The organism is Geosporobacter ferrireducens (assembly GCF_001750685.1).
GTDB lineage: Bacteria > Bacillota > Clostridia > Peptostreptococcales > Thermotaleaceae > Geosporobacter > Geosporobacter ferrireducens.
In genome coordinates, this window is the sequence record NZ_CP017269.1 from 4713888 (window position 1) to 4727316 (window position 13429).

Genomic DNA, 13429 nt, shown 5'->3' on the forward strand with positions numbered 1-13429 from the left:
GAAAATGAGGAAAAGAGGCTTTAATAAAATAACGGTATGGCTCATGGTGGTCTGTATGCTGGCAGGTGTGCTGATGACTGGAATGCCTATAACCGCAGAGGCGGAGGGCGATACCGGTGATGGGCGACAGGAGGGGGGGACGACTGTAACGGAGACGGTATATGGAGAAGAGGATCTAAATGATCCACAGCCAACGGTATTTAGCTTACTGGAATCCATGTTCACCGTCTCAGAGGGGGATGTATATGTTTATAATGGATGGACAGACGACATGGATGAAGTTATCACCTTCCCTGATGGGACTGTTATTGACGGGCATCAGTCAGGAGCCTACACCACGATTAAAGACGGTGTTGCCGGTGTTCAAAGTGGCAGGACAGTATATATTGCAGATGGAGATGGGCCTTATACCGGAACAAATAACAGAGATATAACGATTGATAAAAACCTTACTATCGTTGGAAAAAGCCAAGAAGGTACGATTATTGATGCTCAACAATCAAGCAGAATATTCACTATTGAATATGGCAGAAACGTTATTATAGGGAATCTGACATTTATGAACGGACAGGGACAGAAAATTTATTATTATGATGATGATTCTTATGCTGGTGGGGCTATTCTTAATGGAGGTACTTTAACTGTCTATGACAGTGCTTTTGCAGGCAATACCGCTGAAAATTGGGGTGGAGCTATTTATAATGATGAAGGTACTTTAACGGTCGATGGCAGTACTTTTACAGGTAACAGTTCTGGATTTTTGGGTGGTGCTATCCAAAATGACTTTGGTATTTTGACTGTCCATGGCAGTAGTTTCACAAATAATGATGCAGAATATGGTGGTGCTATCTACGAAAATTCACATGAGAGTATTTTAACTGTCCAGGACAGTACTTTCACAGGCAATGCTGCAGAAGTGGAGGGCGGCGCTATCTATAGTGGAAATAGTGCTTTGGTAAATAACTGCAGCTTCGTAGGCAACAGTGCAGAATATGCTGGTGCTATCAAAAATGCATATTATAGTACTTTGACTGTGCATAGCAGTACTTTCGAAAATAATACTGCCGGTTATGGTGGTGGAGCCATTTACAACGATTATAATTTAACTGTCCATGACAGTATTTTTACAGGTAATACTGCTGCAACGGTGGGCGGCGGAGCCATTTACAACGGAGGTTTTGGTGATCCGGATACTATTAACAACAGTACTTTTACCAATAATAGAGCAACGAATGCAGGTTATGGTGGTGGTGCTATTTGGAATTATGGAGATGTAGATTTAATTATAGACAACTGCAACTTTGCCAGTAACAGCGCTAATCGTGATGGTGGAGCTATTTATAATTATGGAGGCCCGATAACCGTAAATAATTCTGACTTCACCGACAACCGCGCGACACGTAATGGTGGAGGCATTTATAATGATGATACTTTGATTGTTGATGGCGGCACCTTCACCAATAACAGCGCAACAACTAGCGGCGGAGCGATTTACAATGCTGCTGATTCGACTGTGGATGACAGCACCTTCACGGGTAACAGTGCAACAGCTAGCGGCGGAGCGGTTTACAGTACCGGTAATTCCAGTAGATTAACGGTAAGAAGCTGTAGCTTTACCAGTAACCGAACTGCTAATACCGGTACGAACCGTAATGGCGGAGCGATTTACAGTACCGGCAGTTCCAATAGATTAACGGTTACAAGCAGTAACTTCATTACGAACAGCGCAAATACTAATGGTGGAGCCGTATATATTAATTCCGGCAATGCAGAAATTTATTTCAACAGAATTATTGGGAATACACCTAATAATAATCAAATACGCCGTCAAGGAGGAACCGTGAATATTAACAATAACTGGTGGGGAGATAACGGCGGAGCGACTGGAAAAATATCAGGCACTGTGGTGACTCCAACCACATGGTTGCTTTTAACAGTGAAAGCAGATCCAACCACTATTGATATTAACGAGACATCAACAGTAACAGCAGACTTATTGCATGACCAGAATGGTAGCTATCATGCTCCGGCAAACGGGCATGTTCCGGATGGAATACCCATAACATTTAATATCACTAATTCAGAGGCTCCCGGCAACATTGACCCATTGTCAGGCATCATGGTTAATGGCCAGGCAACATCTGATTTCACTGCAAGCAATCCAGATATAGCTAATATCACGGCAACGGTTGATGATCAGCAATTTTCAACTGAAATCACCATTAACAAAACCCCGACAGGGTTGACGGTTGACGATGCAACCGGGGATAATGGCCAGACAATTCCTATAACCGCACTTCTAACGGATTGTAATGATCAAGCATTAACAGGTAAAAGCATTACATTTAGTGTAGGCGGAACCGATATAGGCGCTGCAATCACAGATGCTGGTGGAATAGCTGCAATCAGTTATACAATCACAGAAAGTGAAGGCAGCTATCCTATAACCGCCCAATTTGCAGGGGATACCGGATATATTGACAGTATTGGTACAGGCACATTAACTGTAAATGCCGCAGCTGTGACACTGGAAAGCATAGACGTAACGGCTCCTCCGGACAAGACAATTTATTATGTAGGGGAAGCCTTTGACCTAACAGGTTTGGTTGTAACCGGTACGTACAGCGATGGTTCCAGTGCAGTGCTCAACATCATCATGGATGACATAAGCGGGTTTGACAGCAGCAGGGCAGTAGCAGGCCAGGAAATAATCGTGACGTATGAAGGCAAGACAGCGATCTTTACGGTGGATATCGTGACCGTACTCCAGCCTGCCATCAATAGCGTGACACTGAGTCCCGCCACCCACGTGGCCGGAAAAGCGCAGACTGTACAGGTGAACGTGGTTACCCGTGATGTGGCGGATGATACTCCCGTGACGGCTTCCCTCGTGGACAGCCAAGGCAGAGAGCTGAATCCGGCTATAAGCAATAGCGGTACTACCAATGGTAATGCAGTATCATTCAGCATTAACATAGGCGGGAGTGTATCCTCTGGGGACTACCAGGTCAAGGTAGAGGTGAACGGTGTAACAGAGGCGTACCTGACCCCATATAGCATCACCGTGGCTGAGGTGCCCTTGGCGATCTCTGCCACCGACCCGGTGGGAAATGCCACCGGCATAGCCATAGGCAAAACCGTTACGGTTGTTTTCAATAAAAACATTCAGGCTGGACCGCAGTACGAAAATATAAGTATCACCTATGGACAAGGGAGTGAGGTCTCCGTAAATAAAAGCATCAGCGGCAGCACTCTGATACTACAGGCTAGTCTGGCCTACAGCACTGTTTACACCGTAATCATTCCTGACGGAGCCATAGAGGGCACGGACAGCAGCAGGCTGGCCTCGACCTATGAATTTAGCTTTACCACCCGAACTCAGTCTAACGGCGGAGATGGAGGGGGCCGTGGAAGTGTTTCTGCCCCGAAAACATCCATTATCACCGATGTGATGGAAACTGCTGGAGATAAGTCAATGGATAAAGCTTTGATAGACAAAGGCAAAGCAATGATTTCCATGGCGGGCAGCGTCAATAACTTCACCGAAATATCCGCTGCCGTCATTAATAGATTGGCAGAACACAAACAATCCTTTTTTGTAGAAAATACAGGCGTGCAGCTGGAATTTGTCCATGGTTTCCTAAATGGTGAACAGCTGACCGGCACCTCCGGCAAAACTGTAGTAGAATTGGGAGTCAGGGAAGTAAGCGAAGAAGAAAAGGAAGGCATATTGGCAAGAACAGCTGAGGGACAGAGGACCGGACTGTTTGAAATAGGCGGACAGATATTCGATCTCACCGCACTGATCAAGAATGGAGAAGATACAACGAGAATAGAAAAATTCGGTCAGCCTGTAGCTGTCACCATAGACCTGTCCCACCTGGGCCATCTGAGTCCGGAGCAAATCAGCCAACTAACAGGTACGCGGCTGGAAAAAGACAAATACGGCAACCTCGTGCCGGTGAGCCTGGGGGGGAAATACGACCCGGCCATCAGGACCTTCACCTTCTATACAGACAAATTCAGCCTGTATACTGTGATGCAGGCGAAGGAAACAAAACAATTGCTGAATATCCAGCTCACCATCGGCAGCAGCACTGCCACCGTTAATGAAAAAGCGGTGTCCATAGATGTACCGCCTGCCCTTATAAGCGGACGTACCCTGGTGCCGGTAAGATTCATTGCCGAAAGCATGGGTGCAAAGGTGGATTGGCAAGGGGAGACCCAGACCGTTAAAATCACCCTGGAGGGGAATGAAATAAGCCTGGTCATAGGAGAGGCCAAACCGGAAGCGGGATTAGAGGTACCGGCCATCATAATAAATGGCCGTACCCTGGTACCTCTGCGATACGTATCGGAAATGCTGGGTGCCCATGTCAATTGGTTTCCATCGACAAAAACAGTGGAAATAGTAAAATAAATCTGATTTTTTGTCAAAAAGTATCTTATGAGATAATATGAAAAACATAAAAACTCTGCTATGTTTATATCATGGCAGAGTTTTTATGTATGAAAAATGCATAAAAATAGGCTGTAAATATTGTAAAACAGAGAATAAACCAAGGGGGATGTGATTATTGTTGGAAAACAAGAATGTGTATCAAAAGAGTCTTGTTTCGATGCCGGGATATATTGCACAGTCATTAATAATGGTACTGGGGATGGCTGTCCTGTTTGGATTCTTTTCAGGCAGGTTCATAGGTATTTCCGACACCCTTATGACGATAAAGCTGGTATTTTCGTTCCTTACCGCAGGGGTTGTTATAACGGTTGTAGTGATCGTTAGAAATTATTCCCGGTTTATCAAACCCATCAATGAAATTTCCAATTATGCGGATGCTCTGTACAATAAAAATTTAACCTATGAAATAGATATGAAGAAGTCAGGCGGGCAGAAACCTGTTTGTGGCCAGCTCAAAGTGGTCGGCAATATCCATACAAAGAACCTTCTGGAGGATTCACTGATGGGCATGGATACCGTAAACAATCAGTGCGACAATTTATCAAAGACAAACACTGAAATAGTTATGGCAATCAACTGCGTAGCGAAGGAAGTTGAAAAGAACATAGCAACCATATTTAACGCTCAAAACAGGATAAAGGGTATTGATACCGGTATCAATGAGTTCATGGATGATTTTGAAGTAACAGTAAAGGGTCTGAGCAAGACGGTTGATTTAAGTAAGGAAGGCGACAGAAATGTCGTTATACTTATACAATCCCTCAAATGTAAGGAAGACTTGCAGAACAATGAACAACTGAGACGTTGATGAAAGAATATATACGGATGCGGTATGAAATATTATTTTGCAGCTTTGATATTTTTATATTTATAATTTTTTAGAGGCTTTGCCATCTCATGGATAAGGTTATCCAAAAATTTTTATTAGTATGTGACTAGGGTCACAGAGTAGGTTTATAAAAAATGGTATATTTTATATATGATAAGAATTATCAATTGGACAATGATATTAAATGAAATAAAGTTACTGCTTTAAACAAGCTATATCTTATAGCTTGTTTAAAAAATTAGAAAGAAGGGATGAGCGGGATATGAAAAAAGAAATCAAGTACATTACTATTGACGGGCGTGGGGAGCATGAGTCCTTTAGAGATTGTGTTACCAAAGCAGTTCAGGATTTGAAAGTAAATGAAGGAATACATGTCATCAAGGACTTTGAGCCATTTCCCATGTATAAAATGATGGAAGATAAGGGTTTTGACAGATATATAGAAAAAATAAGCGATGAAGAATTTCATGTTTACTTTACACCAAAGACGGGGTTTGAAAAAATTAAGATGGGAGAATATCTAAACCTCGATGATAACAAAATAGAAAAAATCATGAATATCAAATTGAATTATCTAAGAGGGAATATCTCTTTAGAAGCAGCAAAAATGGAAATGAAAGCATCCTTTGAAAAGGTAACGGCTCAAGAATTTGCCATATGTGAACAATATCTTCAGCAGTATGGGATTACGGACGATGTGTTAGCGGAAAGAATGGATGAGATACTGGAAATCTTCGATGGAATCCTGGTGAGCAACAAATTAAATCTCCCCTCAGGACACCCCATTAGGACTTACTTAGACGAAGTTGAGGCCATCAGGAAGATACTCAACCAAATGAGAGACCTGCTGCAGAAGAAGTTTATCAAGAATCAATGGGCTGAACTGTATGATCAATTAGGAGAAATCAATATTCATTTTTCCAGAAAGCAGAATCAATTGTTCCCGGCACTGGAAATCAAAGGCTTTGACAAACCGTCAAAAGTGATGTGGACACTAGAGAACCATATTAGAGACATCATTAAAAAAGCGAAGGGATATCTGGAAGCGGATCAAGATGATGCATTTTTGAGCCTTCAAGATGAAGTAATTGAAATGGTGGAGGATATGATGGTAAAAGAAGAGGAGATTCTCTATCCCACTTCAATGGATTTACTTTCCGATGAAGATTTTGTTGAGATGAGAAAAGGGGACGATGAGATTGGTTATTGCCTGATTGAACCACCGCTGCCCTATGGAAACAGAGCAGGAGAAAATATAGATATTTCCTCAAAAAATGAGCTTCTGAAAGATCTGGAAAACCTGCTGCAAAAACATGGTATGCTTCCTACAGCGTCAAATCATGAAGTCTTAGACGTGAGCCAGGGAAAGTTAACCCTTGAACAGATTAATCTTATCTTCAAACATCTACAGGTAGATTTATCCTTTGTAGATGAAAATGAAATTGTGAAATTCTATAGTGATACGAAGCACAGAGTGTTCCCGAGAAGTGCAGGGGTGATTGGGAGAAAGGTTCAAAACTGCCATCCAAGGGAAAGTGTAGATACAGTTGAAGAAATTATCAGGGCCTTTCGGGCCGGAGAACAGGATGAGGCGGAATTTTGGCTGGAAATTGGTGGGAGATTTATCTATATCATTTATAACGCAGTAAGAGACGAAGATGGCAATTTTAGAGGCGTACTGGAGATGATGCAAGATGTAACCAGAATCAGGAGCCTGGAAGGAAGCCAGAGACTTCTGTCTTGGAATGACAAAAAACAAGATGCTAGAAAAGAAGAGGAAAACCACAGGGAAATTAAAAATGAATATGGAATCTCTAAGGAAACGGTTATTGGAGATTTGGTTAAAGAATATCCCTTTATAAAAGAATTCTTATTCAATTTGTCCCCTAAATTTAGCAAATTGAAAAACCCAGTTCTCTTTAAAACAATGTCTTCCATAGCGACCATGGAAATGATCAGTGAAAGAGGCGGATTTGAGGTGCAAGGCCTTATTGATAGAATCGTGAAGGAAATCGACTCTAAAAAGTAAAAAGATTGGAGTTTAGGATGATGAAAATCTTATTGATGGTTATAGGAAGCATTAGCTTAGGATTAGGAATGATCGGCGTTGTTCTGCCGGTACTTCCAACCACCCCCTTTTTATTGATCTCCCTTGCCTGCTATATGAGAAGCAGCAGAAAACTGTATGATTTTGTGCTTTCTAATAAATACTTGGGTCCCTATGTAAAGGACTATGTTGATGGTAAAGGTATTCCGATAAAAGCCAAAAAAAGGGCAATCTTTTTGATTTGGATAACCATAGGCTTTTCTGTTTTATTTGTTATCGATAAAATCTTTTTGAGGCTGATGCTTCTGACCATTGCAAGTATTGTTTCCATATACATCTGGACCAGAAGCACGCCGGAAAGCAAGAACATAGCGGATATCAATCAGCAGTAGACTGATTTTGAATGAAAAGCTTAAGGCATGAAATATTCCTTGGGCTTTTTCTTTTACTTCATTGATGCTTTCAATTCTCATATTAGACTTCGATTGGCAGACTTAATATCCTAAAAGCGGATTTGCTATTTTTTAACAATTAAGTGATCTCCATTTATAAGCTGGAGAATATCTGCTAAAAAAGCTTCTGCAATGGCATCAGATATTGCAACTAATTCTTCCTTGTCTTTTGCCAGTAATGTCAAGGGTGCACCACCTAAATAGCGATTTTTATCCGTTGTAATATATGCCAGGATACTATTGCTTTGACCTTCGTTTTTTTTCATTATTAACCACCTTTTTTTATATTTAATAATTCAGGATTTTTTTTCACCGTTTCTAGCAAAGGCGTTAATGAAATGGTTTCTTTTAATAAATTAAAGTTTTTAATAATAGGGACGAATGCTATGATAATTTTCCCGTTGCTTGGATTTTGAACACTATAGATCTTCCTCTGGCCCATTCTCCGTGTTACTTCAAATAAAATGGCCTGCCGCTGTCCGCTATTTAGAAGAGGGATTTGGTAATGCTCATGATTCGGATGAATCACCGCAGCAAGTCCATCCTTGAGAAACCATTCTTTTGCTTCCTCTCTGCCCATCAAATTGGAAACCAGCATATCATCCACATATAGGTCGGAACCCTTAATTTCAATCTTACCTTCAGTTATCGCAGCAATATCTTGTACTTTTTGCCGTTCTGTGTGTCTCTTAAGCATATAAAATAAGGTAAGTCCCACTATGGAACCACATACAACTTCAACCCATGCAGGAACATTCATCAGTTTTTGAAGCAGCTGAATCGTAAGGGCTGTAGCAAAGGAAACCAGTAATGCGATGTAGTTGCGTGCTTCAAATATTTTTGCAATTCCGTCAATATAAGCTTCTCCGCGCCTTGTATACTCTTGTCCTTCGAGATCTAAAAGACTCTCTCTTTCTATTTTACGCACATCCCGGAAATGTTGTATTCCTAAAGCCAGGAAGGTAACGGCTGTAAATTCCTTTGCCATTAAAGACGGAATGATAAAAGCGCCTAATGCAGCGGCAAGCCCTCCCGTTACAGCGTGAATTAAATAGCCGTTTGGGTAATTGGGATATTGTCTGTAATCCAGTTTAATGGATAGAATTCGGCTGAATGTTCCAATAAAGGTGGCTGTAATAATAAGAATTAACATTTCAGGTGAAATACCATTGTTATTGTTTGGCATTTTAAAAACCCCTTATAGACCATTTTGAAAGCAGTGCCTATTCAAAAATCTGGGAAGACTATATAAGTTGCAATAAATAGGTTACATCCGCTACGCCACGGGGACAGTTCCTCAGGCACATAAAAAACATCTGTGCCAGACGAACCGTCCCCATGACTCCGCTATCTCACACAGAGTTGTAATAGCTTTATTGCAACTTATATAGTTTTGAAAACGCTTTATTTCCTGATTTTTGAGCACACACTAATATAATTCGTTAAACATAAATTTTTTATACAAAGAGTTATTCTTTGGGATTCCGTGTTAACACGCTAACTTTATAGGGAATAAAAGCAGTTGCCCAGGCGAATAATAGATGGGTATAGGCGGATATAAATTTCAATATTTTTCTAAAGGTGGTTCAAATTTCATGAGTTGGAGTATTGGAAAAAGTATTTACCGGAAAGACGGATTGGAAAAGGTAACAGGCGCAGCTAAATATACAGATGATTATTCAAGTAAAGACATGTTACATATAAAGTTGGTTGTAAGTTCTTATGCACATGCAAGAATAAAAGCAATTGATACCACAAAAGCACTGGAAATGCCTGGGGTCCGGGGGATTATTCTTGGTCAGCCGCTTCCGTTAACAGGGGAGGAGATTAAGGACCGGCCGCCAATTGCCTATGATAAAGTACGTTATCACGGGGAACCGGTAGCTGCTGTAGTGGCAGATACCGCTCTTCAGGCGAAACGGGCTGCTGAGTTGATAGAAATTACATACGAACCGCTGCCCGTCGTGAATTCTCCAAAAGATGCCCTCCTTGCGGGCGCTGCTTTAGTCCATGAAAATTTAGCTGCATATGAAAGAATAGAGCATGTTTACCCGGAGGCCAATACGAATATTGCTGATCGTACGAAAATCCGAAAGGGAAATATGGAAGAAGGCTGGAAGCAGAGTGAGGTAACGATAGAGGCCGATTTTTCCTTTTCCCAATCTGACCATATTGCCATGGAAACAAGATGTGTCATAGCAGAAATCCGTCCAGACGGCTGTGTTGTGTTTACATCTGCTACGCAGTCTCCATATATCATCAAAAAATTAATGAATAATTACTTTAACCTTGAAGAAGGAAAGATCATAGTCAATACGCCCCTGGTTGGAGGCGGATACGGCGGAAAAGTAGCCGTTCAATTAGAATTGATCGCATATATGGCAACACTTGCTGTTGGAGGAAGACCGGTAAAGCTGTTAAATACCAGAGAAGAAGATATGATTACATCTCCAGTACATATAGGCCTGGATGCGTGTATTAAGCTGGGATCAACAAAAGACGGGAAGTTAACTGCAGCAGAAGTTTTATATATGTTTGATTCGGGGGCGTATTCCGACAAGGGGACGACGATAAGCCGGGCAGCTGCAGTCACTTGTACCGGACCTTACCACATTGAGAATATTTCGTGCGATTCCCTGTGTGTCTATACAAATCATCCATATGTAACGGCTTACAGAGGCTTTGGTCATTCGGAACTTTTATTCGTTTTTGAAAGAGCAATGGATATGCTGGCGAAGAAATTAGAAATGGATCCCCTTGCGCTTCGGATGAAAAATGCAGTTTTACCTGGACATACAACGCCTACTCAAATTCTCCTTAATAAAAGTACAGTGGGAAATTTACCTGATTGCATTGAAAATCTGAAACAACTAATGAACTGGAATGAAGGACAAGTCATTCGGATAAGTGACCGGAAAGTTCGCGCAAAGGGAATTAGCTGTATTTGGAAGACTTCAACAATCGATAGCCAGGCTGGCTCAGGGATTATATTATTTTTTAACAGAGATGGAAGCGTAAACATTGAGTCTGGTGTTGTTGAAATTGGTATGGGCACGAAGACCATACTCACCCAGTTGCTGGCAGAAAAACTAAAAATGGATATCAATAAAATACATGTTAAGATGGAAGTCAATACGCAAACAACACCCGAGCATTGGAAAACTGTAGCCAGTAGAGGTACACTGATGGCTGGCAGGGCATTATTGAAAGCGGTGGATGACGCAATGATGCAATTAAAGGATATTGCTTCCCGGATATTAATGTGTTCGCCTGATGACCTGGAGGTAGGAAATGAAATGGTGTATGTGCGTGATGAACCGGATATTTTTATAAAAGTTAAAGATATTTGTTTTGGATACAAATACCCAAGTGGCTATTCAATTGGCGGACAGGTAATTGGGAGAGGTCAATATTCGTTAAGGCACTTAACACATATTGATCATGAGACGGGTGTAGGCAGGCCTGGCCCGGAGTATACAGTGGGTGTCCAAGGCGTAGAAATAGAGTTCGATACAAGGGATTATACCTATAAAGTACTTAAGGCCTACTCAGTTATTGATGTGGGGAAAGTACTAAATATGAAATTAGCGCAAGGCCAGGTGATGGGGGCCATGGACATGGGGTTAAATTTCGGAAGCAGTGAAACCTTTATATTTAGTGCGGAGGGAAAAGTGCTTAATCCTCGCCTGCGTTCCTATATTTCTTTCCGGTATGGTGATCATCCGGAATATATTGTTCACTTTGTTGAAACACCTCATATCGACGGTCCGTATGGGGCCCGCGGCGTTGGAGAGCATGGGTTGCTAGGTATGCCTGCGGCATTGGCAAATAGCTTGTCAACCGCAGCTGGAATAGAGTTAAAGAAACTCCCTCTTACACCTGAATTAATTTGGAGAGAAAAGAAAGGTGCGGGTCAAAGTTGATTACATATGATTTTGAGTATTATAAACCATCCTCTGTTGAGGAAGCTGTATCATTGTTTCAATCATTGGATCAACAGGGGAAGGAACCAGTCTATTTTTCAGGTGGCACAGAAGTTATTACTTTAGGAAGAGTAAATAGAATTAAAACAGGTGCTGTCATTGATATTAAAGGGATCCCTGAATGTCTTGTGCTAAAAAAAGAAGTCAATAAGCTTACTTTAGGGGCGGCACAAGCATTAACGAAGATTCGGGAAACACAATATTTTCCATTTTTAAGCAAAGCAATAGTCGAAATTGCGGACCATACAGCACGGAATAAAATAACATTAGGCGGGAATATTTGCGCAAATATTATATACAGGGAAACGATCTTGCCGCTTCTATTAACAGATAGTCAAATCATCGTTACGGGTCCTTCCGGTATAAGACAGCTATCGATAAATGAGCTGTTTGATCAGATCCTAAAACTGCAAAGGGGAGAACTGCTTGTTCAAGTCATTACAGAAGATAAGGCGGTTCAATTGCCCTTTCTTTGTATCAAAAAGCGAAGAAACTGGGATGTTGGCTATCCACTGATTACAACTGCAGCCCTGAAAAAAAATGAACAGATCCGGTTTGCCTTTAGTGGTTTATGCGCGTACCCCTTTCGCAATGAAAAAATGGAAGAAAGCTTAAATAATCAACAATTGTCCAGAGAAGAAAGAATTGAAGAGGCAATGCAGCATATTCCTGCACCTGTTATAGATGATGTTCAGGGTTCTGCAGATTATCGAAGGTTTGTGTTGAAGAATACATTGCTAGATGTTCTAGATACGATGGAGGGAGTCGAAAATGTATAAATCAGAAATTACCTTAAATGTAAATGGTGAAGAGCGATCAGCCTATGTACGTCATGCAGATACCTTATTATATGTTCTTCGTGAGGAGTTGGGATTAACAGGGGCTAAACCCGGTTGTTTAAATGGGGATTGTGGCGCTTGTACCATTGATGTAGATGGTGAATCAATGAAATCATGTTTGATGCTCGCTGTAGAGGCTGTGGGCAAGAAAATTACTACAGTGGAAGGGCTTGAAAACCTACCGCTTCAAACGGAATTCATTAAAAAGTCTGCCTTCCAATGTGGCTATTGTACCCCTGGTTTTATTATGAATGGCAGCTCCTTAACTAAAAAATATCCAAATGCCGATGATACGCAGATAAAGGACTGTTTAGAATCAAATATTTGCCGTTGTACAGGATATCAAGAAATTGAAGAGGCCGTAAAATCAGTGCTATCTAATGACGCCACCGTTTAAGCACCTTATAATTGAATAATGAAATTGTGAATAAGGCACCTATTGGAGAATCAATCCCGCAGGTGCCTTATTATTAGTTCTCCAGTTGCTGCGCTTGTTGTAGCTGCTGCATGGCTTGCTGCAGTTGTTGGTGAACCAGTTGAAATTGTTGTTTTTGAGCTGGCTGAGCGCTGGTTTGAGCTTGCGTTAGCTGTTGTACAGCCTGCTGTAAATGTTGTTGCGCCTGTTGAACAGCTTGAGGATTTGCTACCTGTGTTGCTTGTTGAATTGCCTGCAATGCTTGCTGGATAGACTGCTGTGCCTGCTGGGCTGCCTGTTGGGCTTGTTGGTTTTGCTGCATGGTTTATATGCCTCCTTCAGTTGTGATTCATCCTGTCTCTATATCATGCCATTAAAATTTTATAGTTATACGGATCACAG

10 protein-coding genes are annotated in these 13429 nt (G+C 41.5%); 7 read left to right on the top strand and 3 right to left on the bottom strand.

Features of this window, described 5'->3' with window-relative positions; translation table 11 throughout:
- Positions 1 to 4 precede the first annotated feature (4 nt).
- From Gferi_RS22020 to Gferi_RS22035, 4 genes are all read left to right on the top strand, one after another.
- Complete coding sequence (locus tag Gferi_RS22020; protein WP_069980293.1) at positions 5 to 4420, top strand: stalk domain-containing protein; 4416 nt, start codon at positions 5 to 7, stop codon at positions 4418 to 4420.
- Positions 4421 to 4577: 157 nt separating this feature from the next.
- Positions 4578 to 5270, top strand: a complete 693-nt coding sequence (locus Gferi_RS22025) for a hypothetical protein (RefSeq protein WP_069980294.1) — start codon at positions 4578 to 4580, stop codon at positions 5268 to 5270.
- 283 nt (positions 5271 to 5553) lie between these two features.
- A complete protein-coding gene (locus tag Gferi_RS22030) occupies positions 5554 to 7320 on the top strand; it encodes a PAS domain-containing protein (RefSeq protein WP_156782464.1) in 1767 nt (588 codons plus the stop codon).
- Positions 7321 to 7337: 17 nt separating this feature from the next.
- Positions 7338 to 7730, top strand: coding sequence for a YbaN family protein (locus Gferi_RS22035; RefSeq protein WP_069980295.1), 393 nt, complete (start codon positions 7338 to 7340; stop codon positions 7728 to 7730).
- A gap of 125 nt (positions 7731 to 7855) precedes the next feature.
- On the opposite strand, the gene Gferi_RS22040 is transcribed toward Gferi_RS22035, so the two are convergent.
- Both Gferi_RS22040 and Gferi_RS22045 read right to left on the bottom strand, forming a co-directional pair.
- A complete protein-coding gene (locus Gferi_RS22040) occupies positions 7856 to 8056 on the bottom strand; it encodes a capping complex subunit for YIEGIA (protein ID WP_069980296.1) in 201 nt (66 codons plus the stop codon).
- Between the two features lie 2 nt (positions 8057 to 8058).
- Entirely contained in the window at positions 8059 to 8976 is a 918-nt protein-coding gene (locus Gferi_RS22045; RefSeq protein WP_069980297.1) for a YIEGIA family protein, read from the bottom strand.
- A 409-nt stretch (positions 8977 to 9385) separates the two neighbouring features.
- Between Gferi_RS22045 and Gferi_RS22050 the strand changes: the two genes are divergently transcribed.
- Genes Gferi_RS22050 through Gferi_RS22060 form a run of 3 tightly spaced genes read left to right on the top strand, consistent with a single transcriptional unit; the run spans position 9386 to position 13009 of the window.
- Positions 9386 to 11713, top strand: a complete 2328-nt coding sequence (locus tag Gferi_RS22050) for a xanthine dehydrogenase family protein molybdopterin-binding subunit (RefSeq protein WP_069981561.1) — start codon at positions 9386 to 9388, stop codon at positions 11711 to 11713.
- Positions 11710 to 12552 (top strand): FAD binding domain-containing protein, encoded by an 843-nt coding sequence (locus Gferi_RS22055; RefSeq protein ID WP_069980298.1) that lies wholly within the window; start codon positions 11710 to 11712, stop codon positions 12550 to 12552. The genes Gferi_RS22050 and Gferi_RS22055 overlap by 4 nt, the downstream gene beginning before the upstream one ends.
- Positions 12545 to 13009 carry a (2Fe-2S)-binding protein gene (locus Gferi_RS22060; protein ID WP_069980299.1) on the top strand — a complete coding sequence of 155 codons (465 nt, stop codon included), beginning with the start codon at positions 12545 to 12547 and terminating at the stop codon, positions 13007 to 13009. Before Gferi_RS22055 ends, Gferi_RS22060 begins: the two co-directional genes overlap by 8 nt.
- Before the next feature lie 73 nt (positions 13010 to 13082).
- On the opposite strand, the gene Gferi_RS22065 is transcribed toward Gferi_RS22060, so the two are convergent.
- Positions 13083 to 13349, bottom strand: a complete 267-nt coding sequence (locus Gferi_RS22065) for a hypothetical protein (protein WP_069980300.1) — start codon at positions 13347 to 13349, stop codon at positions 13083 to 13085.
- Between the last annotated feature and the right edge of the window lie 80 nt (positions 13350 to 13429).